At 68.8% G+C, this 26,037-nt stretch carries 23 protein-coding genes and 1 tRNA gene; 9 read left to right on the top strand and 15 right to left on the bottom strand.

Annotation, left to right across the window (positions count from 1 at the left end):
* Window positions 1-822: 822 nt before the first annotated feature.
* From ACH4YP_RS43780 to ACH4YP_RS43770, 3 genes are all read right to left on the bottom strand, one after another.
* Window positions 823-1,113: a hypothetical protein gene (locus ACH4YP_RS43780; protein WP_398496895.1), complete on the bottom strand. Its 291-nt coding sequence runs from the start codon at window positions 1,111-1,113 to the stop codon at window positions 823-825.
* 409 nt (window positions 1,114-1,522) lie between these two features.
* Entirely contained in the window at window positions 1,523-1,693 is a 171-nt protein-coding gene (locus tag ACH4YP_RS43775; protein ID WP_398496893.1) for a hypothetical protein, read from the bottom strand.
* Between the two features lie 81 nt (window positions 1,694-1,774).
* Window positions 1,775-1,984 carry a hypothetical protein gene (locus ACH4YP_RS43770; RefSeq protein WP_398496891.1) on the bottom strand — a complete coding sequence of 70 codons (210 nt, stop codon included), beginning with the start codon at window positions 1,982-1,984 and terminating at the stop codon, window positions 1,775-1,777.
* A 246-nt stretch (window positions 1,985-2,230) separates the two neighbouring features.
* Here ACH4YP_RS43770 and ACH4YP_RS43765 point away from each other — a divergent pair, with 246 nt between their 5' ends.
* From ACH4YP_RS43765 to ACH4YP_RS43755, 3 genes are all read left to right on the top strand, one after another.
* Window positions 2,231-3,595 (top strand): hypothetical protein, encoded by a 1,365-nt coding sequence (locus tag ACH4YP_RS43765; RefSeq protein WP_398496890.1) that lies wholly within the window; start codon window positions 2,231-2,233, stop codon window positions 3,593-3,595.
* 74 nt (window positions 3,596-3,669) lie between these two features.
* Window positions 3,670-4,743, top strand: a complete 1,074-nt coding sequence (locus tag ACH4YP_RS43760) for a hypothetical protein (protein WP_398496889.1) — start codon at window positions 3,670-3,672, stop codon at window positions 4,741-4,743.
* A gap of 689 nt (window positions 4,744-5,432) precedes the next feature.
* Entirely contained in the window at window positions 5,433-5,735 is a 303-nt protein-coding gene (locus tag ACH4YP_RS43755) for a DUF6404 family protein (RefSeq protein WP_398496888.1), read from the top strand.
* 60 nt (window positions 5,736-5,795) lie between these two features.
* On the opposite strand, the gene ACH4YP_RS43750 is transcribed toward ACH4YP_RS43755, so the two are convergent.
* Complete coding sequence (locus ACH4YP_RS43750; RefSeq protein WP_398496887.1) at window positions 5,796-6,080, bottom strand: hypothetical protein; 285 nt, start codon at window positions 6,078-6,080, stop codon at window positions 5,796-5,798.
* Window positions 6,081-6,346: 266 nt separating this feature from the next.
* On the opposite strand from ACH4YP_RS43750, the gene ACH4YP_RS43745 reads away from it, so the two are divergent.
* The gene (locus ACH4YP_RS43745) at window positions 6,347-7,840 is read left to right on the top strand and encodes a hypothetical protein (RefSeq protein ID WP_398496886.1); all 1,494 of its coding nucleotides are present in this window, start codon (window positions 6,347-6,349) and stop codon (window positions 7,838-7,840) included.
* 9 nt (window positions 7,841-7,849) lie between these two features.
* Window positions 7,850-8,962 (top strand): DUF4238 domain-containing protein, encoded by a 1,113-nt coding sequence (locus tag ACH4YP_RS43740; protein WP_398496885.1) that lies wholly within the window; start codon window positions 7,850-7,852, stop codon window positions 8,960-8,962.
* A 312-nt stretch (window positions 8,963-9,274) separates the two neighbouring features.
* Here ACH4YP_RS43740 and ACH4YP_RS43735 read toward each other — a convergent pair whose 3' ends face one another.
* The 4 genes from ACH4YP_RS43735 to ACH4YP_RS43720 all read right to left on the bottom strand — a co-directional run bounded on the left by ACH4YP_RS43735 (window position 9,275) and on the right by ACH4YP_RS43720 (window position 12,130).
* The gene (locus tag ACH4YP_RS43735) at window positions 9,275-9,748 is read right to left on the bottom strand and encodes a DsbA family protein (protein ID WP_398496883.1); all 474 of its coding nucleotides are present in this window, start codon (window positions 9,746-9,748) and stop codon (window positions 9,275-9,277) included.
* Window positions 9,749-9,953: 205 nt separating this feature from the next.
* Window positions 9,954-10,139: a hypothetical protein gene (locus ACH4YP_RS43730; protein WP_398496881.1), complete on the bottom strand. Its 186-nt coding sequence runs from the start codon at window positions 10,137-10,139 to the stop codon at window positions 9,954-9,956.
* A 192-nt stretch (window positions 10,140-10,331) separates the two neighbouring features.
* Window positions 10,332-10,610 carry a hypothetical protein gene (locus tag ACH4YP_RS43725; RefSeq protein ID WP_398496880.1) on the bottom strand — a complete coding sequence of 93 codons (279 nt, stop codon included), beginning with the start codon at window positions 10,608-10,610 and terminating at the stop codon, window positions 10,332-10,334.
* A 179-nt stretch (window positions 10,611-10,789) separates the two neighbouring features.
* Window positions 10,790-12,130, bottom strand: a complete 1,341-nt coding sequence (locus ACH4YP_RS43720; protein ID WP_398496904.1) for an IS256 family transposase — start codon at window positions 12,128-12,130, stop codon at window positions 10,790-10,792.
* Between the two features lie 202 nt (window positions 12,131-12,332).
* On the opposite strand from ACH4YP_RS43720, the gene ACH4YP_RS43715 reads away from it, so the two are divergent.
* A complete protein-coding gene (locus ACH4YP_RS43715) occupies window positions 12,333-14,015 on the top strand; it encodes a hypothetical protein (protein WP_398496878.1) in 1,683 nt (560 codons plus the stop codon).
* A 282-nt stretch (window positions 14,016-14,297) separates the two neighbouring features.
* On the opposite strand, the gene ACH4YP_RS43710 is transcribed toward ACH4YP_RS43715, so the two are convergent.
* The 3 genes from ACH4YP_RS43710 to ACH4YP_RS43700 form a co-directional block, all read right to left on the bottom strand.
* Window positions 14,298-15,344: a hypothetical protein gene (locus ACH4YP_RS43710; RefSeq protein ID WP_398496877.1), complete on the bottom strand. Its 1,047-nt coding sequence runs from the start codon at window positions 15,342-15,344 to the stop codon at window positions 14,298-14,300.
* Window positions 15,341-15,511, bottom strand: a complete 171-nt coding sequence (locus tag ACH4YP_RS43705) for a hypothetical protein (RefSeq protein WP_398496875.1) — start codon at window positions 15,509-15,511, stop codon at window positions 15,341-15,343. The genes ACH4YP_RS43710 and ACH4YP_RS43705 overlap by 4 nt, the downstream gene beginning before the upstream one ends.
* A 193-nt stretch (window positions 15,512-15,704) precedes the next feature.
* Window positions 15,705-17,153, bottom strand: coding sequence for a hypothetical protein (locus ACH4YP_RS43700; protein ID WP_398496873.1), 1,449 nt, complete (start codon window positions 17,151-17,153; stop codon window positions 15,705-15,707).
* 204 nt (window positions 17,154-17,357) lie between these two features.
* Here ACH4YP_RS43700 and ACH4YP_RS43695 point away from each other — a divergent pair.
* From ACH4YP_RS43695 to ACH4YP_RS43685, 3 genes are all read left to right on the top strand, one after another.
* Window positions 17,358-17,435: transfer RNA gene (locus tag ACH4YP_RS43695), tRNA-Met, on the top strand.
* A 470-nt stretch (window positions 17,436-17,905) separates the two neighbouring features.
* Window positions 17,906-19,660, top strand: a complete 1,755-nt coding sequence (locus ACH4YP_RS43690) for a hypothetical protein (RefSeq protein WP_398496871.1) — start codon at window positions 17,906-17,908, stop codon at window positions 19,658-19,660.
* 77 nt (window positions 19,661-19,737) lie between these two features.
* Complete coding sequence (locus ACH4YP_RS43685; protein ID WP_398496870.1) at window positions 19,738-20,049, top strand: DUF6233 domain-containing protein; 312 nt, start codon at window positions 19,738-19,740, stop codon at window positions 20,047-20,049.
* A 274-nt stretch (window positions 20,050-20,323) separates the two neighbouring features.
* On the opposite strand, the gene ACH4YP_RS43680 is transcribed toward ACH4YP_RS43685, so the two are convergent.
* The 4 genes from ACH4YP_RS43680 to ACH4YP_RS43665 are packed head-to-tail and all read right to left on the bottom strand — an operon-like array spanning window position 20,324 to window position 25,523.
* Window positions 20,324-22,732: a Helicase associated domain protein gene (locus ACH4YP_RS43680; protein WP_398496868.1), complete on the bottom strand. Its 2,409-nt coding sequence runs from the start codon at window positions 22,730-22,732 to the stop codon at window positions 20,324-20,326.
* A 55-nt stretch (window positions 22,733-22,787) separates the two neighbouring features.
* Entirely contained in the window at window positions 22,788-23,429 is a 642-nt protein-coding gene (locus tag ACH4YP_RS43675) for a hypothetical protein (RefSeq protein WP_398496866.1), read from the bottom strand.
* Window positions 23,426-24,418, bottom strand: a complete 993-nt coding sequence (locus ACH4YP_RS43670; RefSeq protein ID WP_398496864.1) for a hypothetical protein — start codon at window positions 24,416-24,418, stop codon at window positions 23,426-23,428. Before ACH4YP_RS43670 ends, ACH4YP_RS43675 begins: the two co-directional genes overlap by 4 nt.
* Window positions 24,393-25,523 (bottom strand): nucleoid-associated protein, encoded by a 1,131-nt coding sequence (locus tag ACH4YP_RS43665; RefSeq protein ID WP_398496862.1) that lies wholly within the window; start codon window positions 25,521-25,523, stop codon window positions 24,393-24,395. Before ACH4YP_RS43665 ends, ACH4YP_RS43670 begins: the two co-directional genes overlap by 26 nt.
* Window positions 25,524-26,037: the final 514 nt, after the last annotated feature.

Here is a 26,037-nt window from a genome sequence, read left to right as displayed (position 1 = left end):
CCCGCGGAGCGGGTAAGAGCTTGCTCCGCAAGCTCCCAGGGAACTCCCGTGCTGCGCACGGGAGTTGAAGCGAAGCCCCGCGCTGCGCGCGGGTGACGGAGTGAAACTCCTCGCGTTGCGAGGAGTTGGCTCTGCGCTGCGCTTCGAGCCTGTGTTTCCTTCCGTCAGAACTTTTACTGTATCCGAAGGTTGGGTGGGTGTCCTTCCGGCTCTCCGCTTACGCTACGAGCCGGCGGCTTCTTCCGTCGCTGCGCTCCTGGAAGAAGCCTTGAGGGTCCGTTCGCTGCGCTCCCGGACCCGGCCCGCGTTCGCGGGCGGCTGGCTACAGAGATCGGGTAGCGAGGTGGGGCGGCCGTTTCCTTCGAGTGAAAATTTTGGTGGATCCGGATTCGGGGCTGGTGCCTCCCGGCTTGGAGATCACGGTCGTTGCGCTGCGAGGTGCCGGGCAGGTGTCGTGATGTCAGTTCCGCTTCGCTGCACAGACATCCAGGTTGTTTCTGCCGCTCGTGTCGTCAGCTTCGGGGTGTGTGGGCAGGGTACGAGGCGCAGCAGGAGGTTGAGGGTGTGGCGGGCCGCTGTGCGGGTGGCGGTGGTCGCGCCGAGTGCGGCCGTGAGGATGAGCAAGAGGCTGCTCAGGTGGCCGGGGTGGTGGAGGGCGCTGGCGATGAGGAGGGTGAGGAGCACGGTGGTGAGGCCGGCAGCGGTCCGGGTTCGGATGCGGTTTCGGTGGTCGGGGGTCATCCGTCGTGGCGCTCATGGCGATGATCGCCACGGAAGCGGCGCAGATCAGCCCCGCTATCGTGGCGAGCCCTGTACGGCGGCTCACCGGTCGCCGCTGAAGTGGTCGAGAAGTGCATCATGGCAGTCGTCCGCGCCGACCCGGGTTCGCGAGAAGGCCAGCACGCCGTCGTCGTTGCTTTCCACCTTGGCCTTGGCCAACTGCGCCTCGATGTCCGCGATGTACTCGGCGCACTCGGCGCTGACGGGCTTCTCGGGCTGCGGGTCAGGCTCCGGAAAGGCGTTCAGCGCGGCGGTGGCAGCGATACCGGCCACGCACAGCACCACCCACGCCGTAACCCACGTGCGGCGGCTCATCCGTAACGGCTTGGGCATTCAGGCATCCTACGAGCGTCGCAGCGGGCTGTCGCCGAGTGGAACGTTGTATCAGCGGCCGGCCACCCAGCGCGCCCTGGACTACCTGCTCCCAGGCGGCCGTCACACTGGTACGCGACGCAGCCTCGAGAGCGCTCGCCGTCGCCCGGATCTCCTGGCAACAGCGCGACCGGACTGCCGCCTGACCCATGCCGCGTGACAGCGTTTCACCGCGCGGGCCGACCTTGTTGCTGCCGCGCCCCTCCGAGAAGCACCCGTCGAGCGCGTTCGTACGTCGTCGGGGCACCGACGAATCTGGAGCGACCTGCGAATACACCGGCCGAGCCGGGGCCACCGGCACCGGTCCCGCGGTGGTCGGGTTGCTGCCCCGTGCCGGGTGGGGCGCGGGGCAGCAGGCCCGTGGGCAGTGTCAGGCGGCCGGGCGGACAGCGAGGTCGGCGGCGATACGCGCGAAGCGGACCGCCTCCTCCAGCAGGTACCAGGTGCCGTGCGGCTGGGCGCGCAGCGCCGGGCGACGATCGTGGCGGTGTGCCCGGTAAGGGTGCGCAGCCCGTCCTTGATCACGTTCCGTGGCGCCCACCGGTCCCAGCGGCCTTCCCAGTCGCACATGCCCTGGACTGCCGCCAGCTGTGCAACCTTCCGGGTCGTGGTCGCCTCAGGCCTATTCGGCGCTGTCCGTCTCGTCGGGCGGAGAGGTGTGTTGGCGCAACCGCCGCCAGGCGGTGGTGACGATGGCGATCACCAGCCCGGCGCCGAGCGCTCCGAGGAATTCGGGCATCGCGGCCATCAGCAGGGATTCCGCAGCCTGGCCCAGTTCGGTGGAGGCGGATACCTCGGCGGCCGCAGGAGGGAAAGGGAAACAGCTGGACACGGTGTTGTTCTCTGCTCTCGTCAGGCCAGGCGCTTGAATCGGCCCGGCGGGGCGAGACAGACCATGAGCTGACGTCGTCGTGTCCCCAACTACGCTTGGGACTTGCTGGGACAGGCCGGGACACGGCGGGACGGTGCGGCAACATGAGGGGGAGGTCCCAGAGGACTGGGTGATCGCAGTGCGGATTCTTCTGTTGTGGGACACTGCGGGCGGTCCTGGGACGAACTGCACAGGGACGGGGCGGGGATGACGGTCGTTCAGGCGCAGGGAGGCGAAGGCGGAACGCCGCGGGAGCGGTACGCCCGCTTTCTCGCGTGGCAGGCGGCCGAAGCCGGACTCGGAGCACGTGCCATCGCCGAGCGCTTCGCCGAGGAGGCGAGAAAGCAAGAGGAGGACGCTGCCGCAGGCAAGTCCCTTCGGTATCCGATCAGCGGTATGAGTTACAAGAAGTCGACCATCGACCGCCTCCTCAAAGCCGAGGCTTTCCCTCGTCCCCCCAAGGCCTTCACTCGTCAGTTCCTGCGCATCACCTGTAAGGCAGCTGGCCTGACCCAAGATGACTTCGAGCGGCGGTACACCGAAGCCTGCCGCCTCCTCGACGAGATCATCACCAGCCAGTGGGAGGAGCCTGCGCAGCGTCGGCCCGAGGCACCGGCATCCGTCCCTCGTACCGAAGAAGTCGCCCGGCTCGGGGGATGGCTGGTGCGCGAGCTCCGTGATCCATTCGATCTGGGGGTCCAGCGGGCGATCGACGTCTCCGGCGGTGACGGCTCCAGCACTTTGCCGGTGCTGCCGGTGTACGTGGAGCGCCAACACGATGCGCTGCTGCGTGAGGCGGTTCTCGGCGCCGTGGACGGGCGCAGCGCGTTGGTGACCTTGATCGGTGGTTCTTCCACCGGAAAGACCCGCGCCTGCTGGGAGGTGCTCCGACTTCTGCCGGACAAGTGGCGCTTGCGGCATCCGATCGCACCAAGCCACACCGATGCAGTGCTCGCGGAGCTGCCAGAGGTCGGGGGGCACACTGTGCTCTGGCTCGACGAGATCCATCACTATCTGCTGACCAGCGATCCGGCCGTCGGCGAGCGGGTTGCCGCCGGCTTGCGTGAACTGCTGCGCACGCGCGAACACGGTCCCGTCCTCGTGCTCGCGACCGCCCAGCCAGCGGACTGGGCCCGCCTCACCGCCCCTCCCTCGCTCCACGATGGTTACCCCCAGACCCGGGCGCTGCTCACCGGAGTCGGGGCTGCGCGCGGATCCCGGATCGGTTCGTCTGTGATCCCGCGGCGCTTGAGGAGGCGGCACGGGCCGACCCGCGTGTCGCCGAGGCGTTCGCCCGCGCTGAAGCCGGGCGGCTTACCCAGTACCTGGCGGGCGTGCCGGCACTCCTGGAGCGCCTGGAGCACGCCACCCCGATCTACCGGTATCTCGTCATCGCCGCGATGCAGTTGCGCCGCCTCGGCCACGGCCCGATGCTGCCCCTGCCTGGACTGGAAGCCACTGCGGCTGCTCTCGCCCCTGATCACGTGTGGGATGAACAGGCTCACGATGGGTGGTTCGAGAGCGCCCTGGAGTACCTTTCCGTCCCGTGCCGGGGCGTCCCCGGCCCCCTGAGCCCAATCCGGCACAGGCCCGGCACTCCCCCACCCGTCCAGCCGCTCTACCGGCTGTCCGGCTATCTCTTCGAAATGGGCCGCTACGAACTCCGCCACGGCTGCCCGCCCGCGCCGTTCTGGGCAGCCGCCCTGCAGCATGCCTACACCGACGAGGACCGCCGGGCCCTGGCCACGTCCGCGTATGAGCGAGGGCGGGTACGCCTGTCCGCCTCGGTCTCAGACGGTACGGACCTGTTCGGTCTGTACGACCGCGGCTCCTCCTACGTGCTGGGACAGGAGGCTGACAGGGCACGTGCGGAGAGCGCTCTGGCCACGATCAGTGAGCAGCGAGCGTCCGGTCAACTCCAGCGCAATGCCATCCTCGCCTACTTCTACCCGCGCCAGGAAGCACACCACCTTGACGAGCTTGGGGAGCACGAGCGGGCCGCGGCCGTCTGGCGTGAGCTGGCAGATCAGGGCCACCCAGATGCCTTCGTACACGTCGGGCTCCATCACCTGCAGTTCGGCCGGCGGACGGAGGCCGAGCGGTGGTTCCGGCGCGGTGCCGAGGCCGGTGACGACGACGCCATGCAGGAACTCGTGTTCCTGCTCGCCGAGGACGGGCTGTTCGACGAGGCCGCCGAGTGGACCGAACGAATCGCACGGCCCGCGGAGAGCGGGGACATCTACGCCTACTCCCGGCTGGCCTACCGCTATAAGCGGGCAGGCAATCTCACGCAGGCCAAGATCTACTTCCGCAAGGCGATCGACGCCGGGCTCGTGGACTGCTACCAGGAGCTGATCGAGTTGCATCTCGAGGAAGGGGACATCGAGGGGGCCCGCCGCCTGTATGCGGAGGCGGGCGAGACCAGTGCTCCCATGATGCGGGCCGAGGAGCAGGGGGAGCACGCCAAGGCCGACAAGCTCGCTTTCACCGCCCGGGACCGCGGCCGTTCTGTGGGGCCACTGCGGTTCCTGCTGTGGCATCGGCTGCAACGGCCAGACACGCTCGGCCTCGGAACGGCTCTCGCGCGCACAGTGATCGACGCGGGCGAGGCATTCATCGTCCAGGGAGTGGCCAGCGAGCTCTCGGCAGCCGGACATCACCGTGCTGTCGAAGCCCTGCAAAGCGTCTTCGACGAGGTCGACGAAAGCGTTGGCCAGTAAGGATGCACGCCGCGGGTTCCACTTCAGCCAGTTGCCCGGCGGGCCTGGAGTGGTCCTGCGTGACCAGTGGCATCGGGGCCGTGCGCCCGGGCGGGGGCGGCGGCCCAGTGGCCGACGACCACCCAGGACAGTGCCGACGACGGTACGGCGTGCCGGGTTGAAGGAAACGGGTGGTGCCTGATCTCTCATGCGTCCGTCCACCCCTGCGGTGGGTGGCTCCCGGCGGCCGCAGCGCGGGCGAGGCCGGCGTCGGGTGCGGCCGCACCTCAGTGTTCAGTCGTCGACTTCGCGAAGAGCGTTGATGACCGCCCTGTGGAAGATCGGCCGATCGTGCGGGCACCGTGACCGGCGGGCAGGCCTCCCGCCCGCCCGTCAGCGGGCCTGGGCACGCGCGTCGTAGCGGTCCTGCAGCCGGCGCAGCATGATGCGGTAGTACTCGGGCAGGGGCCGGTGCTGGTCCTCGTCGATGACCAGAGCGATGGTGTGGACGCCGTCGGCTCCCTGGCTTCGTTCACTTCAAGCTTCAAGCAGCAGCGTTTGTCTGCCTGTTTGGGCGGCAGCTAGCGATCTCGAGGCTCATGGATGTTCACGAGAAATGACGTCGCTGCCTGAGCTTGGTGGCCAGCAGGCCGTTGCCCGGGGGTGAGCTCTCTGCCGGGGCGGCCGATCGGCTGCCATATCCTTCTGCCGTGGCGAACTGGCGGCGGTCTCTGGCGGATGGGTTCTGGGCTTTGGACCGGACCCAGGGTGGTCAGCGGCGTCCGACGCGGATCCAGAAATGGGTGGCCCGACACCCGATCGGCACCGGCCTCTGCGTCGCTGTGCCCTTCACCCTCTTCCTCGTGTTGCTGTCGCGTGAGGAGGAACCGGATGATCCCCTGTTTGCTGTGATGTTCGGGCTGCTCATGGGGCTTGTCTTCGGTCTCACGGCCGCCTCAGAGCGGCTCCGGCAGCGTCGGCTCAAGCGTCTGGGAATATGGGACGGATCTTGAGAGGGCCGGGGCCCGAAGGGATGGTCAGTCCCCGACCCCGGCTGGTGGGACGTGCGCGGGTCAGCCGGCTTTGGCCGGTTCCTCGGCCCGGGCCCGGGTGACCGTGTGCCGCTGCGGCGCTTCCAGGTCCGCCCGCAGGATCCCGTCGATCATCGCCTTGTAGGGATCCAGTGCCGACGGGCGCGGCGGCAGCGGCTTGCGCGGCTCCGGCCAGGCCGAGTCCAGGGCCTTGCGCACCGTCCGCCAGGCGACGTTGTACTTGCGCTCCAGCTCCCGCATCGTCATGCCGGCCCGGTGGTCTCGCCGGATCGCCGCGTACAGCTCGACCTTCGACATCTGCGGCATGACCAGGACCGTTCACCGGGAACACCCCGATGCTGTCCTGGCAAGTACCTCGGTGCTGACAAAACTCGGGCTCTGGCTCAACGTGTGTGGAGCGATCACCGAGCGTCGCCGGGTGCGAGCAGGCCCGCGGCCACAGCATCGTCCGAAGCCGGCGGACCGTACGGCTCCATGGCCGACGCCGGGCAGCGGGATCCGTCTGGACGGGTCAGGCGGCCGGACGGTAATGGGCAGGACAGCGTACGGTCGGGGGCGCGATCCTTGAGCCCATGATGCGGGCACGAGGCAGTGGGGCGACCAGGGACCGGGACTATGTGGCGCGGGTACGCAGGCACCGGCCGAGTGCCCTGCTGCCGCTGATCGCGCGCGCCTCGGCGGCGTATTCGCTGGAGTCGTCGTGGCTTGAGAGCCCGTACCGCAAGTACACGCCGTGGGCGCTGGCTGATGCCGCCCGGGTCTCGCTGGCGTGCGGAAATGAGTACCGCAAGGACGTCGGCGATGCGGATCTGCTGAAGATCTTGGACATGTACTCGCAGTTGGAGGACCACTACCTCTACGACCATGACAGCGATGAGGACGCTCTGGGCCGGTTTCTGCTGCGCACCTCCGGGGAGCAGATGACGTTTCAGGAGCCGGTCTTCCAGGAGCTGGCGCGGGCCGCGGCCATGCTCACGCAGACGGCGGGGACACGTGAGGCACGGTGCCTGCGTTCTGGTTGGGAGGGGGAGCTGCTGGGTGCGAGCCTGTCTCAGTACGTCGGGATCGCGCAGCTGCTGTGGGCGTCGGCGATCAGTCGCGTCGGCCGGTTCGACCCGGACTCGCTGCGGGAAGCAGGTGCGCACCGGATCTGTGCAGAGATCCCGGCCGCGACGATCATCTCGGTGACCGAGCAGCATTTCGTGACCGACGCGAACACCTTCCGGGAGGACAACACCCGGGCCTGTATGACCACTGATCCGCTCCTGCGCCGCTTCGAGTACAACCCGCTGCGCGGTACCCCCTTCGTGAGGGGCTACGGTCCGGGTCTCCTCGCCCCCGTCAGCCACTTGATCCCGGCCAAGGCCAGCCCGCTGGGCATCTACTACACCGGTGTCGCTCGCTACGGGGACGCCTTCGCCCAGGACCTCGGCGACCTGTTCGAGGCCTACATCGGCCGCCAGCTGCGGTTGCTGTCCGACGCGGTGGTCCGGCCCGAGATCGTCTACGGACGCAACCGGGCGCGCAGTGTCGACTGGATCGTCGTCACCGACGAGTTGGTGCTGCTGGTGGAGGTGAAGTCGGTGCGGCCCACCCGGCATCTGCGGCTGGCCACCGGCCAGCGGGTCAAGGAGGTGAACCGAATGCTCGGCCGCGCTTACGGGCAGATCGACAACACCGCCTCTCTGATCGCGAGCGGGCAGAAGGAGTTCGCCGATGTGCCCACAGACCGACCTGTGCACGGACTGATCGTCACGATGGAACCGTTCCACATCGTCAACGCGCCGCTGCAGCGGCCGCAGTTGCCGGCCACCACAGTGCCGGTCACGGTGTGCAGCATCAGCGAGCTGGAGAACATGGTCACCATCGACGACGCTCCCGTCGGCCGGCTCCTGTTGGAGCGGGCCGCCGACTCCGAGCGCTCCACCTACGCCCTGCGCGAGGCCCTGTTGGGGCACGCGCATGCCCGCAACGCGGTCCTGGACGCCGGATGGGACAGCTATCCCTGGCGCGATGCCGCAGCCGCGCACATGGGGTCCGAGCCCGCCGGTACGGCGGGGGTGTAGAGGCCGGGGATGGGTGCGAACACGGCCAAGGAGCACCACCTGGTGCCGCAGTACTGGCTGCGGGCCTTCGCCGAGGACGGGCACGTCCTGGGGCGGCGGCGCGGTGGAGCGGAGTATCGCACCCCCGTGCGGCGGGCGGCGGTGGCGCGGCACTTCAACACCGATCCGCTCGCCGAGGGTGCGCGGCGGGTGGCGCTGGAGACCTACTTGGACCGCCACGTCGACGGTCCGTCCGCGCCGGTTCTGCGTGCCGCCCGCGAGGGGCGGTGGCCGCTGGAGGAGGCGCGGCAGGCGGTGATGCTGGACGCGCTGGCCTGGCAGGTGGTGCGTACCCAGGTGTTCCGGTCCTTCGATGCGCAGGTCGGCCGGCATGTGTTCCCGGCGGCATGGGCGGTGGAGGCGGTCGGCCACTGCGAGGAGCGACTGGGGCGGCCGTTGTCTGAGGAGGAGCGGATGGAGGTGTTCTGGACTGCCGTACGGACGGCTCCCGACCCTTGCGTCGTCAGTGATCCGCGTGCGGCGCTGCGCGCCTCGATCCGCGCTTTCCAGCGCACGCGCGACCTCCTTGCGAGCCCGGGCCGGCGCCTGGTGCTGCTGCGATCAAAGGAGCCGTTGCTGGTTCTCGCCGACGGCGGAGTGGCCTTGCGCCGCAGGGACGGCACGTTCTGTATCACTCCCCCGCTTCTGTCCGACACGATCGAGGTCTTCGCCCCGCTGTCGCCGAGGTGTCTGTTGATCTCCACGTCCCGCGCGCACTATCGCGCGGGACGGCCTGACCCGCAAGATCGCGGCCAAGGCCAACGCCGGTGCGGCCGCCTGGTGCCAGGACGCCGTCTACCGGCTGCCCTCCATGTCCTGGCCCGCCCGACTGCAGCTCGCCGATGCTCCGTTGAAAGTCCGGGCACCGAGCCTGTCCGCCGTTCCCGCGCAGCGCCCACCCGGCCCCGCCCCGGCTCACCCCAAGATCCGCCACGACGATCTGCGCGCCATCCTGGAGCAGCTCAACGAGGCCTCGGCGTATCCGCCTCCGTTCGCCAACCCCGGTACTGGGACGTGACGTCAGCAAGCCTTACGGGAGCTGCCTCGGCCGATCCCGTGAGATTCCAGCTCTCGCTGCGGTGAGGGACCGACGAGGGCGGCACGGTGCCACCCCTGTCGGTCGAGTCCCGGCCGGTGGATCCTCATTCCCTGTTGCTGCGCGGCTCAGGGCGGGGACCGGTGGCTCCTGTCGCGGGGCCGGTGACACTGCCCATCCCAAGGGCCTCTCGCCGCTGCGTGACGCTGGATCAATCCTGCTGACCACCCGGCACCGGACGGTGCGGTTCGTTGTAGTGGCATGGCACTCGACACGGGATTCCACGGCCAACCAAGGGCCGCGGCAGCGCCGTTCTTCCTTGCCGAGCCGCTTGAGCTGGCGGCGCAGGGCCCGGTGGTTTACAGAGTGGTGTCCTCCCACTCTCCGGGCTGGTCGTGGATCTTCTGCAGCAGTTCGGCGAAGGTGTCGCTCTCCAGGAGGAGGGCGTTGTACTGCAGCGGGATCCGCTTGTCGTTGATCTCGGCCGTGGGTGTACCTGGGCCTTCGGGTTCTTTGGCTCCCCCGGCCTTCTCGTAGGCGTTCTGGGAGGCGGTAACGAAGCCGCGGTACTTCATGGATCTCACCGCCGCGTCGAACTCCGGGCCGCGCAGGCCCTCCACCTTGCCGGCCAGTCGAAGCAGGTAGGTGTCCGTGTAGCCGTCGATGCTCTCCTCGGGCTGGTTGGCGTAGAGCACTTCGTGGTACTCCACGAACTTGCCTTCCTCCAGCGCGGCGCGCAGCGCGTTGACCGCCTTCTTCGAACCGGTGCCGCCGACCCGGTCGTCCAGGAAGGAGGCGAGGGTGTACTCAGCTCTTGTCCAGCGTTCGAGCATCGCCTCCCGCAGATGCGGACCGCCGCCGGTGGTCTCGAACTCCTCGCCAACCGGCTGTGACCGTATCTGCGGCGTGCGCCGGGCGAGGTGCTGGACGCGTGGTTGAAGCGGCGCGGTGGGCCTTGAGACGACGTCTGTTGTTTGATCGGCGGGGGCCGCGTCCGGATTCGGCCGAAGGGCCCGGCAGCGGCCGGTTCCTTCCGCCTTACAGGCCGGCGGAAGGAGCTTTCGGACCGGGGAGGTTCGGCGGTGCGCTCGGGTAGAGCCCGGGCGACCGGTGCAGTACCTGGTCCAGGTCACGGCGTATGCGTTCGGCTTCGCCCCGTACCTGGGCGGGGATGTCGCCGCGCTCGTCGACAAGGCGGCTGAAGATGGGGGTCTCCTGGAACACGGCGGGATCTGCTCTCTGTCAGGCTTACCGGGCGGCGGTACGGGGCCCGTGCGGTGGTTTACAGCTGTGAGTCGAGGCCGATACAGGCCGCGTCCGGCACTCTACGGCGGGGCACTGACATCAGCGCGGTGTACTCAGCCGTCCAGCCGCCGTCGAAGAGCGCGGTGGCCAGGCGTCATGTGCTCATGCCCGTCAGGGAGCCGGCGGCTCCTCGTCGTCCGGTCCCTGGTGTTCCTGCACCAGTTGCTCGATCTCCCGGGGCACGTCGTACAGCGCCGTCAGGACCAGACCCCACGCCCGGTCCTGCAGTTCCTCCGGTACCTCGTCCTCGATTTTCTGCGCAAGCCTGCCGATCTCGTCCCGGGCGTCATCTTCCGTGCCCGTGGTCGGCGCGGTCATCACCTCCCACAGGAACCGGCCGACGCCGGCCGCCACCCGGCCCATGTTGCCGAGTACCGAGCCCACATCCATCTGCGCTCCCTCCCCTGATGGTTGACCGCCCCAATGTGCAGGGCGGGCTCGGCCGTGATTCCGGCGCCCCCGAGGCACATCCTGCCGGAGACCGCGGCTCTTGCGTGTGGCCCGGGTCTATCAGGAGTGAGGTGTGATTCGTCTGATTGGCCTACAGGTTCTTCGGTGGGCTGATTGGTCTACACCCGTCCGGCGGTAAGGCGGCCGTCGAAGAGGAGGTCGAACTCGTTCAGCGCGCTCTTCCAGCGGTTGTTCCAGCGCTGGCGGCCGCGTCCGGTGGGGTCGAGAGCGAGGGTGGTCAGGTAGAGGCGCTTGAGGGCGGCGGTCTCGTTGGGGAAGTGTCCGCAGGCTTGGGCCGCGCGTCGGTAGCGGGCGTTCAGCGACTCGATGGCGTTGGTGGTGTAGACGACCTGGCGGATGGCGTCCGGGAGGCCGAGGAAGGGGACGAATTCGCTCCAGGACCGTTCCCAGATCCCGGTGATCGACGGGTACTTCTTGCCCCACGTGTCATCGAAGTCGGCCAGTCGCTGCCGGGCCTGCTCCTCGTTGACGGCCGTGTATACGGGCTTGAGGTCGCGGGCGACCTCGGCCCAGTCACGGCGGGACGCGTAGCGCAGGCTGCCGCGGATGAGGTGCACGATGCAGGTCTGCACCACGGTCTGCGGCCAGACGGTGTTCACCGCGTCGGGCAGGGCGGAGAGGCCGTCGCAGACCAGCATCAGCACATCACGGACGCCCCTGTTCTTGATCTCGGTCAGGACGGTCTGCCAGTACTTGGCGCCCTCGCCGCCGTCGCCGGCCCACAGCCCGAGGATCTCCCGGTGGCCGTCGGCGGTGACCGCGATGGCCACATAGACGGGCCGGTTGGCGACGTGCCCGTCGCGGATACGGACGTGGATCGCGTCGATGAAGACCACCGGGTAGACCGCGTCGAGCGGGCGGGTGCGCCATTCCGCCATCGACTCCAGGGCCTTGTCGGTAATCGTGGAGACGGTCTCCTTCGTGGTCGTCATCCCGTACGCCTCGGCGAGATGAGCGACGATCTCGCCGGAGGTGAGTCCCTTCGCGGTCAGCGACAGCACCATCTCGTCCAGCGCAGCACCCGTCCGGCGGGCGTACTTGGGCAGCAGCCGCGGGCTGAAGGTGCCCAGGCGGTCCCGTGGGACCTGCACGGTCACCGTGCCGACCTCCGTCATGACTTTCTTGGCCCGGTAGCCGTTGCGCATGTTGCCGCCCGAGCGCGAACCACGGCCGCCGGCCCGCCCGGCCTCGGCCGCGAGGTGCACATCCATCTCGGCCTCCAGGGCGGCCTGCATCAGATGCTGGGCCAACTCGGGCAGCAGCCCGCCCTCGCCCATCAGCCGCAGCCCTCCCAGGCGCACCTTCTCGGCCGCCAGCGCGGCCAGCTCCTCCAGCAGCTCGCTGGACAGACCGTTCGCGGATACCGGCATCGACTTCACGTCGGCACCCTCGACGCCCTCACCGGCCACGCCAAGCGACACACCGTCAGCGGCCTCGATCAGGTGATCCGTCGTCGTACTCATCAGGTGACTCCTTCGGGGAAGCACACACCTGATTCATGACACTCCCTGTGGCCCGGCTGCGCACCGCGGCCGGGCGCGCTGCTCGGCGGTGACGGATCAGCGGAAAGCGGCGGGCCCGGTTTGTCAGTGCCGGGTGGAATCATCGACCCAGTGCTGTCTTGCGCGTCAGGGGGCGGTTGTGGCTGTTGAGTGGGAGCGCGTCGGACAGCCGGGGTTCGACCGAATCGTCGAGGCCGTGGTGCACCGTGTGTACGAGGCCTCAGCGCGAGTCGAGGTGGTCAACGGGCGGGGCGGGGACGACGGAATCGACATCAAGGTCATCGTTGGTTCTCGGGTGCGGGTCTTCCAGCTGAAGTACTACCTGGACGGGTTTCCGACCGGATCGTTCAAGGGGCGGCGCAAGTCGATCAGGGAGTCGTTCGCCCGGGCCATGCGGCAGGGGCCGCAGGAGTGGGTGCTGGTGGTGCCCTGCGTGCTGACGGCCGCGGAGCGGGAGTTCGTGCTCTCGCTGGGGGCCGGGCAGGCGGTGCAGGTGGAGGTGTGGGACCGGGCGAAGCTGGATGATCTGCTGTCGGTGCACGCGGACGTGGAGGCGTCGTTCACCCGGGACCAACTGTTGGAGGCGGCGAGGGTGTACGGGCAGGAACGTGCCCTGCTGATGGAGGGCATCGGCGATGTGAGCGCCCGGGTGACGGCGCTGGGCGGGCAGGTCGACAGGCTGGACGACCACTGGACCGTGGACTTCGCTCGGGAGGGCGACATGGTGGTACACATGCTGCGCGGCAAGCACCCTCGGGCCCACGAGGTCTCTCCCATCGTGATCACGCTGACCGGGATCGGGCCCCTGGCGCCGGAGCAGGCTGAGGCGGTGCGGCGCAGCCTGGGGTACGGGCTGGACGAGAAGGTGGTGCTGCCGCGCGGGGCGGTTCAGAAGATGACGGTCACCGGGCCTTGGTTCCTGGCCCGGGAGCATCAGGACGTCGAGGTGCGGTGGCGTCCGGCGCAGGCAACCCCGCCGACCGGGATGGACGCGGAACTCGTGTTTCTGGACGGCGAGCGGGTCACCGCGTCCTACCCCGGCACTCTGAAGCACCTGGGGCGCGGCAGCACGGGCCGGTCCGTGCGTGTGGAACTGGCGGGCGGCCGACTGCAGTTGCTTCAGCCCGACAACCCCCAGGTCGCGGCGTCCTTGAAGTTCACGTTCTCGCTGGAGAGGCTGGAGCCGGCTGCTGCCCTGCGGGTGCTGCGCATCCACCGGCGTATCGCGGTCGGCGGTGCCTTCGAAGTCCGTACGGGCGCAGGTGCTGTCGGAGGCGGCGAGGTGCCGCCCTCGCCCGAGGCGGTGCGCCGGGAGGCCGCACAGCTACAGCTCTATCTCGAGGACCTGAAGGTGGTGCAGCGTCACTGCGAGCAGTACTTCGCCCTGCCCGACGAGTGCACACCGGAAGAACGGATCTTCCTGCGCATCGCGCGTCTCCTCGTTGACGGGCACTGCGTGGTCTCTCCCTTCCTGCCGCGGGCGCGTATCACTCTCAACGGCCGCGACTCCCCCGTCGTGCGTGCTCTGCTCAGCGGCGAGCCGCATCCCGTACGGCTGCCGTGCGGCGCATTCACCGTCCCGTTCGCCGGACGGCGCCTGGAGCTGGGCCCGGTGCTCGTCTTCCACCCCCGGGCCACCGCCGAGCCGGGCAGCGGCGGCAAGGCCCTGGCAGCTCTCGGAGCCGGGCGCGGCGACGGAGCCGAGGTCACCGTACGGCCCGCCGACGGACAGCGGTTCCGGCTGCTGCTCCAGCGCTCCGTCACCGGACCCGAGGCGACTCCCGTGCCTCTGGAGCTGCCGGGCTTCCCCGAGCCCCGGTAACCGATGCGGCAGGCCCGCCGTATCGGCATTGCGGTCATGGGGCCGCCTGGTGCTGCCGCCCTGAGGCGTGGCGGAGCGTGCGGGGTACACGAGCAGCAGGGGCGTGACGTCACGTGCATGGTCTTCCTGCCCCATTTCGCATCCTTGCTGTGTCTTTCGGGCCGCCTCGGAGGTCGGTGTCCGGCACGTCGGTGCTCATCGCTGCTCGAAGGCGCGTCTTGCCGATCGGCTGCGGGGACCTGCCCTCCCGCGCCGACGGACGTGAGGCGAGGGAGGAAGGCGTCACACCGGGCAGCCGTCCGGGGTCGGCGCGGTGGGTGCGGCCAGCAGGCGGTCCATGAGGTCCTGGTAGCGGTAGAGGTCTTCGGCCCAGTCGGGGACGAGGAGGTACTGCACGGTGCTCATGGTGATCGCGGCTTCCCCCAGCCGGCTGGCGGGGGCGATGCCTCCGGCACGGACCCATTGCTCCCACATCGGATCGGTCATCAGCTCTGCAAGCATCTCGGCGTCGGCGCGTTCCATGAGCAGCTTCATCAGCGTGGAGGAGGCCTTGGTGCAGGCGTGGACCGCCTCGCACAGCAGGTGTGCGTCTGCTTGCTCGAAGGCGCGGACCAGGCCGGGCAGCCCGTGCGCCAGTGGGGAGAGGGCGCGCAGATCGGTTCCTGTTTCGTCGGCGGCGAGGTGGGCGGCGGTGATCCGGTCGAGCTGCTCGGGCGGGCCGGTCCACACGCTGCGCCAGGCATCGGTGAGTTCTTCGGGACTGACGTCGGCCATGCCGCCGGTCAGCAGGCGGACGCCGACACGGATCAGCGTGGCGTCGAAGGGGTTGGACACCGTGCCGGGTTCGGGCAGGGCGATGCCTGCGGTGGCGGCGTGCTCGCGCAGGAGGCCGTCCAGGTCCCGTCCGATGGCGCGCCGCCCCTGCAGCAGCCGCTCGGCGAGGTCCTGGCGGGCTTCGAAGGCGGTGTCGCTGTCACCCTGCGGGATCTGGGCCAGGGTGATCCCCGCCTGGCGCAGGGGCAGTTGGACGGTCCGGATCAGGGCCTGGCGCAGCAGGGCGGCGCTCTGTTCGGTGTCGTCGATCGCCCAGAACGTCCAGCCGATCCAGCTCATGGCGCGGCCTGGCCTGGAGAGGGCGGCGAGCCATGCGGCCCGGTGGACGATGTCGTAGCGCAGCGCGCCGGTTGCGGGGTCGGTCCACTGGTCGGCCGGGGCCAGCCAGCGCTTGGCGCGCCAGCGTTCGAACTGGTGGTGGGTGGCGGTCAGTCCGCAGCAGCTGACCTCGGCGATCAGGGCGAGTTCCACAGTGGTGGGCGGGGTGCGGGTCACAGTCGGCTCCTGCGGTCCGGGCCGGCGATGGCGTAGACGGCGGTCGCCGTGGTGACGGCGCTGGCCCACTGCTGGCTCTGGGCGCCCAGCACGGCGGCGGCAGACACCACCAGCCACAGCAGGATGCGGCGTTCGGCACCCGGCCCGGGCCGTCGGGATCTGCTCACGGTCGGACTCCTTTCACGTCGGCTCCCCGGGGGGGTGGGAAGCCAGCGCCTCTATCTGGTCACACCGGCCGGGCGGGGACGGGAAAAACCTCGCGGGGCAGCCCTTCCGGGGCCCTCGGGAGTTACGCCACAGCTCGCCGCGCTGCGGGGCGACGGCTGGGGCGGGCGGGGGTGCACCGTGGAGCGAGTCGCCTCAGTGGAACCAAGGCCTGCGCGGCCGAGGAGATTCCGGCGCGTTCTGTGCCGTGGATGGCTTGCTCGTATGGCCCGGTTGGGGATGGCCGAGTACAGCCGCCCGCACGGTCGGCCAGTCCTTGTTCCTCCACCAGTCGAAGAGCTGGCCGGTGGCGAGCACCGGGAAGGTGAGCGCGTCGACGAACTCCTTGCGCTGGTACACCTCGGCGGGACGCTGGGCGGGGTCGAGCCGGTGCTGATGGTTGACGACCAAGGCGGAGCAGGTGACCGGCTGGCCGGGGCATAGCTGCGGCCAGGTCTTAAGGTGCCGCTGAAGGTAAGAGACCAGTTTCTCCGGTGCTGCGCCGGAGGCGGATTTGACCTCGATCAGACACCTCTCCTGGTCCAGCACAGCAAGCAGGTCAGCGGACTTGGTGTCGCCCAGTTCCCCATCCAGGTCGGTGACGGTGAAGCCGGCGGCGCGCAGCACCATGGCGACCGCGTCGGCCAGTTCGTCGCCGGTGCCGTACAGCAGCCCGGACCGTACCGGTTCGGCTTCCTGCAGCGCCCGTTCCAGGTCGGCCTGGAAGCGGGCCTTGTCCTCGATGTAGCGGCGCTCCAGTTCCTCAAGGGCGACGCGGGCTTGGGTCTCTGCAGGCGTCTCCAGGTCGGCGTCGAGGCTGTGCACAGACCGGACGCGGCGCAGCGCGGCCGGGACGTGCGCGGGCAGGGCCCGCTGGACGATCCAGTCGACCACGGTGGTCCAGTCGACCGAATCGGGGATCAGGTACCAGATCTGTGCGCCGTCGCCGGATGTCCAGCGGGCGACGACCGGCTCGCCCAGGCTGTCCACCAGGATCGGCACCAGTTCGCCTGGAGGCGTGGGCGGGTGAGCAGGGGCGTGGCCGGATCCCAGAATGTGCGGTGCGCTCGGCTGCCGCAGGGCCATGGCCCACCATGGGGCGTCGGCCGGACGGTTCCGCAGCCGCAGCCGCAGGCCCAGGTCCCGGTCGGCCGCGTCCAGATCAGGAGCCAGAGAGATGTCCGCCCCTACGGGCAGGCGCTTCCCGGCGATCGCCCCGGTGAACTTGGGGAAGTGCACACTGGCGTCGTAGCGATCGAAGACGTTCCAGGGACCGTCATCGTCCGCGTTGCCCATCGTGGCGATGATCAGCGCGGGCTCGCCGCGCGAGGCCGCCCCGGACAGGAACCGCTCGAACTCGTCCGCACCCCGGCTGGCGAAGTGGCTCGGATTGATGGCCACGGCACAGGCGCTGGTGTCCATACCGAGCCAGCGCGGCTCAGCTCCCGACGCACTCCAGGAGATGTCCGCGTACTTGGCCGAGGCCGCGAACCGGCGGTGCTCATCTCCAGCCGCCTGCGGATCCGGCTCCGCCATCTCCGCCGGGTTCTGAACAGCAGCGTGGACAAGAACCAGCCCGTTCGGACCCTGGGAGTGTGCAGTCATGTACGGCACCGTATCCGCCGGGTACGACACCTCGGCCACACCTTTTCCACCGACCCGGTAGCAGAGCCGTGCCGGAGCAGTTCACCGAGACCGGCATGGCCCGCCGCAGCCGGATCCACGCCAGACTGGGGCCGGCCCTGCACCGCACCACAGCGCGAAATCCCCTGCCCGGCCCGTCTGTATCCCGTACGCTGGTGAGATCGACGCGGGGTGGAGCAGCTCGGTAGCTCGCTGGGCTCATAACCCAGAGGTCGCGTGGTTCAAATCCCGCCCCCGCTACCACGATCCGGCCCCCGGTGACATCACGTCGCCGGGGGCCGGAGCCGTTCATGAGCAGCACGGGGCCGACCGCTGGCCGGCCTGGGGCGTGCCCCCTTGCCGAGGGCCGCGGGGGGGGGATGGGGTCGGGACCCTGGTCGGCCGGGTGCGGGCCCGTGGCCGTGCGGCCGGCGGGGCGTTCTGCCGGGGAAGGCGCGGCATCGTACGAAGCCGTGGGCGGGCCGTGAGGCGGAGGACGGGTGCTGCCCCGAGGATGCTGTCCGGCCGGCTCGGTGACGGGGCTGCGGATCGCGGGCCGGTCGCAAGTCTGCCGGGGCTGGCTCGGTATGCGTCCAGCAGGGCGCGGGCGGTCCGCTCGGGCCGGCCCCACGCCCACCAGGCCCGCGCCATGCCGGTGTCCCATCTCGCCCTGCGCTCGGCGGCCGGAAACCGGCGGGACATCTACTGTGGAGAGCGGGGATTGGAGGGCGCTGGTGCGTGACTCACGGCTTGTACAGACGGCGGTGATCGGCAACGAGCATTCGGACGTGCCGGTGGTCCTGCCCATAGCGGCCATCGAGCTGGATGCTTTCCGGCGGCGTCACCGTGGGGACTCCTTCTGGTGCGGCCTACTGCTTGGGGGGTGCGGGGCTCGTCTGGCGGACAAGTTGTACGTCGACCGGCAGTGCCACTTCCAGCATTATCCCGCCGGGCAGCACGGAAACGAGGCGGTGTGCCGGCGCCGTGGTGTCGGTGAGTCGAGCGCCGACCACCTGTACGTGAAGGGTGCGTTGCAGACGTCCTTGGCGGATCACGGGCGGGCGGCCCGGTTCTCCTATCCGGACCCGATCGGCTCGGCCCTGGACGTCGACCTGGACGACGGACGGCAGTTCAGGGTTCACCTCGACGGGGAAGTCCGCCCGGCCTGGGGCGGCGGCATCCCCATCCTCGGGGCCGGTGTCCCGCTCGAGCCCGGAACGCTCTCACGCTGCCGGTACGTGTACCGGGTGCGCCTGCAGAGCGAGGGGACGGACCGCCAGGTCTGGATCGGCACCGAAAGCCTCGCCCGTCCCACGGAATGGGTGCCGCTGGCGGATTGCGGATGGACGGCGGACGGTCTCATCACCGAGGCCGCCAAGCGGATCCTGAAGGAGCTGCCGACAGACCCGCCACCGCGCACGCAGTCGCTGCCGGAAGCGGTCACGCGGCTGATCCGAGGACTGGAATCGGCTCAGCGATCGGGCACGGTCGAGCACGTCCGCCGGCTCTGCGAAGGCAGTGACTCCTTCCTTGAGACCCTGGAGCCGCACGCGCGGACGGAAGCGCAGCAAGCCCTCGCCGAAGCCCGTACCTGGCTGGACGGCCATATGGGCTACCAGCAGCGCGTGTTCGCGGACCTGGAGCGCGCCGTGGAGGAGAAGCGTGCCTGGGATGTGCGCGAGCACTACAACCGGGCCACCGCCCTGACACGGCACGGTGGCAGCGACACCGAACTGCAGATGCTGCACAAAGCTCGCGTCTTCCTTCAGGAAAAGAATCACCAGCCGGCGCCGGATACTGCCGCCCGCCGACGCCAGGCGCTCGGCCGGCTCGCTCCGGCCCAGCCGCGCGCAGGGGCGCCGCTGCGGCCCCAGCGCGTCACGGAAGAAGAACGCGCGCGATGGCAGCAGCAGGAAGCCGTGCTGAGGGTCCAGCGTCTTGTGGCCGAGCACCAGCAGACGCACATGTCGCCCAGGCGCCGCGAGGAGAAACTCCGGGAGCTCCAGGACGCCGTGACCGCAGCTGGCGGTGCCCTGACCGGCAGACTCCTGCGGCAGATCCGGGCGCTGAGGGAGAAGTACGCCGTGGACAAGACGGCCGTCTCACGGCCCGTGCCACGCCCTGCCGCGGCCCTGTCGGACGAAACCCTCGCCGCGGCGGCCGCAGCGGTGCGCGGCTCCCTGAAGCGGGCGGCCCGTGCCCAGCAGACCCTCACCTGGGCCGCCCTGAAAGGACAGTTGGGCACCGCCCTGCCAGATATGACGGACCGGGAACGGCAGCGCCTGGTCGCTCTGGTGGATGCGGCGTCGGAGCGGGATGAACCGCTGCTCTCCAGCGTCCTCGCGGCCGGCGATCCGCAACTGGCCGAGGCGTACCGGCTGTCTGCGAATCTCCTCGGCGGCCACCTGCCCGCAGACGACCGCGAAGTACTGCGGGATGTGATCGAGGCCGACGTACGACAGACGCACGCGTACTGGCGCCAGCGGTGATCGAGATCCGCGCAAGGTGGCACTCGAAGGCGCCGTGGGTCTGCTGGAGCAGGCGCCCTGTCAGCGTGGACAATGCGATGAGCCGCTTGGTGGTGCAGCAGGCGACGGCGGCCCTCACCCAGCTCGACGGCTGGATCGCGGTGGAGGAACGGCGCGAGAGGGAACGGCGCCGGGGCGAAGAGATGCGGCCGCCTCCCCCTGAGTGGCTGCTCCAGCACAGACTCAACCGCAAGTACGTCGACGCCGTGCATACCAGCGACTGCTGGGCTGCCGAGAGGGGCGAACAGTGCCGTCCGATCAACCGCCAGCAGGCGGTCGAAGCCCTGTGCCATGAGGTCCCGGCGTGCGTCCACTGCCGCCCGGACACCGTCCTCAGCATCCTCGACTAGATCCGGAGGGCGTCGGCCGGCTGCCGGGTGACGGGGCACTGTCCACTACGCTCTGGGTGCTCGGCGTGGAAGGCATCACGCCATGACGTGGTCCCTGCCCGAACCGATGCTGACCGTGCCCGTGGACAGCCCCGCCCTGCCCGGCGGATGGGCGGCCGAACCGAAGTGTGGGACGGCTACGCGCCCAGCTCGCCCTGCACGCCGACCGGCGGGTACTGCTGCGCTCCCGGCAGGGCACAGACATGACCGGCGCGTTCCCCGAGGAGGCCGAATGTTACCCCCGCACCGAGGGCGTGGCGCTCTCGTCGGTCCAGTCCCCGTCGAAGAGGGTCGCGATCAAGCGGACGTGCTCGTGGGGAAGATGTCCTGCGCGATGCTTGCTGCGGGCCTTGGCGAGCCAGGCTCCAATCCGTACGACATCACCGTCCACACGGATATCCTCGCGGGCAGCCGGGGGACGTCCCTCGCGGTGGAGGAAGAGTTCCAGAAGCTGCGTGGTCTGCTCGAAGGTGCGACGGCTGCGTCGGGGCTGGGCGAGGGGGCATCGCTCAGGGGTCAGGCTGAGGATGGTCATCAGTTGCTGTTGGCCGGTAGTCAGGGCTGGCCAGGTGGCGAGCTGGCGATACAGCCATGAGCCGATCTTGACGCCGCCCACAACGGTGTCACGGGAAAGGTCAGCCGGATCGGCTCCCCTGACGAGGTGGGCGCGTAGGAGATGGTATTTGCGGTGCCAGTCCGCTCCGTGAGGAAGGCTCCAGTCCGAGGCGAGGGCGGTAAGGGCGCTGGCTCGATCGGTGTCGAGTTGACCCTTGCCTGCGAGGTGACGTTGCTCGGCGAGCCATGCTCCTGTCGGGGTGGTGGTGGGCGCGGCGAGGTGGCCGTGCACGCTCAGGTATTCGGCGGCCGCGACGAGCCGGGCGCGCCAAGCCGCCTCGTGTTTGTCCCAGATCATGCCCAGCGCATCGAGTTCGGCGGTCCAGTCGGGCTCGAGGCGGCCAGCTTTCGCAGCGTCGCGCATGGTGGTGACGAAGGCGCCGAGGGTGTAGCCGTAGGGGTCCGTGTACTCGGCTGGGACGTCCAGGTGGCCGTGGACGTCGTGGAAGGCCTGGGCGGCCGCCAGCCCTTTGCGGCGTGCGCGGGAGGTGTTGTCGCGGGGGTCGAAGGAGGCCAGGTCGAGAGCGCGTGCGATGTGATCGGGACGGATGGTGAAGTCGAAGTGCCAACGATGTTGGATGAGTTGGCTGGTCTCGGTGGACAGGCGGTTGGTCTTGTCTGGGAGCCGTTCGAGAATGCGGTGGTCGTGGCTGGCCAGAGCGGTGGTGATCGCCCAGACGGGCTCGTAGGGGGTGCCGAGGATGTTCTCGGGGTCGGCCCGGGGTGGGATGTAGACGGGGACGATGAGGCTGGCGGTCTTGCCGGAGATGTCGCGTCGCAGCGCGCGGCCGAGGGCTTGGACGCAGCGGATGATGCTTCGGGTGGGGTCGGCGAAGACGACGGCGTCGACGCTGGGGATGTCGATGCCTTCGGCAATCAGGCGGGCATTGGCCAGGACGGCAGTGTCTGCCGAGGTGAAGCGGCTGAAGATGTCGGCGCGCTGCTCTGGGGTGTGCTCTCCGTGGACGACGAGTGTGCGGGGGCTATCGGTGGGGCAGAGGTCGGGGGCGGTCGTGCGCAGCATGCGCAGGGTGTGGCCGAATTCGCTGGTGAAGCGCTGGGCGTCGCTGACGAGGTTGAAGTAGACGAGGATCCGGCGCAGTTGGTGCTGTTGCATGGCGCGCAGGACGGCCAGGTGCAGGGCGGTGGTGCGCAGTGCTTCCTCGGTACTTGAGTTGTCGTCCCGTTGATCGCCGGGTGGCTTCAGGTTGAGGCGGTCTCTGAGTTCTGCGTCGGTGACTGTGGGAACCACGATGCGGTAGTCGGCCGCCATGCCGTCGGCGATCGCCTGCGCGAGCGGGTATTCGAAGACTTTCTTCCCGTAGGCCGCTTCGTTGTCCATGCTGTTGGCCAGCGTGTCCGGTCCTGGCTTCTCAGTGTGGCGGCGTCCGGGGCGGGCCGCGGACTCGGCGAGGGCGGGTGCGGCGAAAATGCGTGGTGTGGCGGTCATGTAGAGACGGCGGTCCGCACGGATGCGGTGCGCGTCGTTGACCTTGGCCCACTTCTTGTCTGTGCGGCCTGCGATGCGGTGTGCCTCGTCCATGACCGCCAGGTCGAAAGGCGGCACCTCGAAGGCGGTGTGCTGGGTGTTCTCGACCTTGTCGAGGGAGTCGTAGGTGCAGATGACAGTCGCTGCGGAGATCTCGTCGTCTTCGGCAGCGACCGCTGACATCAGCAGCGCCAGCGTGCTGGACCGCGAGGTGGAGGTGACGCCGGCTGCTACCAGAGTGTCGTGGCCGGAGGCGTCCATCGACGAGACGATCATGATCGGCTCGTTGCGGGCGTCAGCACGCCAGGCCAGCGCCGTCTGGGCGGCCAGGTCCAGGGTCGGCACCACGAACAGGACCAGTCGCGCGTCCAGGGTCTCCGCGATGCGGGAGGCGACCATCGTCTTGCCCGTGCCGGTCGCGGACACGTACAGCGCACGGCTGCCCAGGCGGCGCAGGTGCTTGACGGTGCGGTTCAGGCCTTCCTGTTGGTGCGGGAAGAGGCTGAGACGTCTATGGCGGGGGGCGGGGCTGGCAGTCATGATCGCTGTTCGTCCGGGGGTGGCGGCGCCTGCGTTTGGAGGTGAGTAAAGCAGGTCAGCCCGAAGTCGTGGGCGTGACGGTCCCGGTCTGGTTCTGCTGGGGCAGAGCAGCTGGGGGTGTGGTGAGCGCTGCGGTCTGCTGGGCGAGCTTGGTGTATCCGGTTGCCGTGATGGTGTGCCAGGCAAGGTAGAAGCCGGCCGTTAGGGCCAGGCCGACAACGGTAGTCACCGCCATAAGCTGGGCTCGGTGCCCGATGTCGTAGCGCAGCAGTACGAGGTCGCCAGCCAGGGTCAGCAGAGCCGTGTTGATGATCCAGCCTCGGCAAATCCTCATCCTCGAGCGGGCGTAGTCGGCCAGGGCCACCAGAGAGGGCAGGGTGGCGAGGGTGAGACGGGCCTGTGCATAGGTGCTGTCAGAGGGGAAGGTCCCTTGGCGCAGGCGTCGGCGGATGGGGGCGAGCACTTTGTCTGCGGCCCGGTCGACCAGGATACCCAGGGCGTAGGCCGCCGCGAGGCCCGCTCCCGCAGCGGGGGTGGATCCGGCTACGGGTGCGGCTTTGGCTGCGGTCTCGGGGCCTGCGGCTGCCACTGCCAGCAGGGCAAGCCCGGTGACGAAGCCGATGCCCACGACGAGGACTTCGACGAACATGGCGGTGGCCGCGGCGAGGGCGGGCGTCTCTGGCTGTGCCGAACTCACCAGCGCACTCCCCAGATTCTGGCCATGTCCGTCAGGAGTCTGGTCTCCAAGTTGCCCTCCCAGGTGTCCTGCAGGTCGTAGCTGGCATTGGCCAGCCTCTCAAATATGATCAGGCTCTCGGGCTGGCTGACGAGCAGGTAGCGGCCGTGTTCGAGGAACTGCTCGCTGCTGGGCCCGTATTGTTCGTAGGCGCGCTCGATGGTGGCGCGGTTGTCTTCGGCGAACTCCACCAGACGGTCGGCGTAGCCGGGGTCTTCTCCGATCGCGTCGACGAGGACGTCGACGACGTCTTCCGACAGCTCCCTGTCGTAGGGGTGGTTGCTGAAGGTCTGGTAGATGCGTTCCGCCTCGGCGAGGAGGCGGTTGTTGCGGGTGAAGTCGGGGTGCTCGGCCAACGCTCTTACCCCCCGTTCGACCTCTGAGTCGTACAACTCAACCAGGGAGATCAAACGGTACAGCGAGCGTCTGACATCGGATGGGATGTCGGTAGTGGACCCTGGCTTGTACATCAGCGAGTGCGACATGCGCGCCCACACGTCGGCGGCTTCGGTGCGGATCTGCACCTCGCACTGGTAAGGCGAGCCGTTCGGGTCCATCTCTTCCCCGCGGGCACGGATTTGAACGTGCAGGCGGGGGTATTGGAGGCGGTCTTCGAAACCGGGTTTCTTTCGGTCGTCCTCGACACGGATGACGGTGAAGTTGCTGGTGATCAGGTCGAGGGCGTCGTCGAGCAGGCTGGAGTACGGGACGACTATTCGCACGCCAGCCTTGTCGGTTATCTTCTCCCACGGGTCTTTGTAACCCTTGTGGTAGGCCTTCTTGATGAAGCTGCTTACCTGTTTGGCCCGTCCGTCGACCGTGCAGGTGAGGTGCTTGCGGGCGGCGCGGCGGCGTATGTAGGCGACGGTCAGCTCTGTGGCCTCTTTGATGGCCGGCCGCTCCAGGCGGTAGCGGCGGTAGGCCTCATGAGCGTTCAGGGGCGCTGTCATGGACGGTGCTTTCGATCGGGGCGCCGGTGGGATCGGCGGGTCGGGGACGCGCTTTGCCCTGGCCGAAGCTGCGGGTCTCCGTCATGACACCGGTCAGGGTCAGGCGCGTCCTGCCGTCGCTCAGATTCTCGATCTTGAGCGAGTCGCTTTCCACTGCCTCTATGGGGGCGATCAGAAAGACGCCGTTGTCGAACGTCATGCGCATCTTGCGCAGCTTGGGCTCGACGAGCTCGATGTCCTTGTCGAAGGTCTGTACGGGGACCTCATTGTCCCGCAGGCACTCGGCGAAGCTCTCCCGGTGCGGCGCCTGGAGACGCGACTTAATGAAGTCGTCGGGGTCGAGCACCGGGGTGGGACTCTGCAGTTCGACCAGGACTGCCATGAGGTAGGAGACGCGCGTGTCAGCGTCCGAGATTCGGGTGTTGATCCAGTCGACCGCGGCGTCGTGGAAGCGCAGGGTGACCTGGCGCGGCTCGTTCTTCAGCCGGCAGCCCAGGAATGCCTCCCTGAAGAACTTCGCCAGCTGCTTACCGGTCATCTGCTTGTCGGCGGCCCAGCCCTCCATGGCGTCCTCGCTGAGGCCAGCGGCGGAGAAGAGAGCGATCTTGTAGACGCGGGACGCTTCGGTGAACAGCAGGTTGGCGAAGTAGGTGACGTCGAAGGTGCGAAGGCCGGTGTCCGTGATGATCTCGGTCGCCTGCATGCCCGACTCCGGTTCGAGCTTGACCATGAGCAGGCTCTTGTGGCCGTCGAGGGTGACGGCAGCTACCAGGAGGAGTCCGTCGGAGCTGTTGAGGGGCTGGCTGGCGAGCAGGAGTTCAGCGATCTCCTTCGAGGCCTCCACGAGATCACACTCGCCCTCGAGGAAGGCTCGCACCTGTCCGGGAAGCTGCGCCTTGAACTCGTTGTCCACGACGACCTCGCGCCCGAGGCTGACGAGAACGTCTCTGAACTTGAGCTGGAGTTCGCCGCGCACGGTGCTGTTCATGCTGCAGACGGTCTCGCTGAACTGGACCTTCGCCGGAGTGAGGTCGCTCTTCCTCTTCTTCGGAATCGAATGAACGATCGCCTCGTTGACGATCAGATCACCAAAGTCACTCCGCATTTCCACCCCATGTGCATTCGGCGCGTATTTCACCCGCGCAAGTGTCCTTGGGCCACTGATCGTCAGTGACGGCGCCTGTGCCTCTGATGGCATCGGCACGGAATTCGTACAGCCGAGACGCCTCGTGACGTGACGTCACTAGACGCTGGCATATCCCCAAACGGATCGTAGCGGAACGTAGTTCCCGGGGAGGAAGTTATATGGGGACTTCCGGGGGCGCAGGGGGCGCACGGGGTCGCAATGGGCGAGATCCGGGCACCTTTGTATTCGTGAATACGTTCGATGCCGGGGAGGCTTCTGCAGCTCGCGGCGGGGCGGCATGCGGGCGAGAGCCGACCGGCGGCGGTCACCAGGTGTCCGAGAGTGTTCAGGGCACTCTCGTCGTAGCGCCGGTCCGGCTGCGTCGGCATGCATGTACCGCGCCGCTGCCGGGGCGGATGGCAGCGGCTTCCTCTCCCCGTGGAGCGGAGTAACGTCATTGGGCGCCCGGCAGTTCTGTGACGGGTGAAGGGAG

The organism is Streptomyces sp. NPDC020747, from assembly GCF_044334695.1.
Classification (GTDB): Bacteria; Actinomycetota; Actinomycetes; order Streptomycetales; family Streptomycetaceae; genus Streptomyces.
This window is presented reverse-complemented; position numbering and strand designations above follow the sequence as displayed.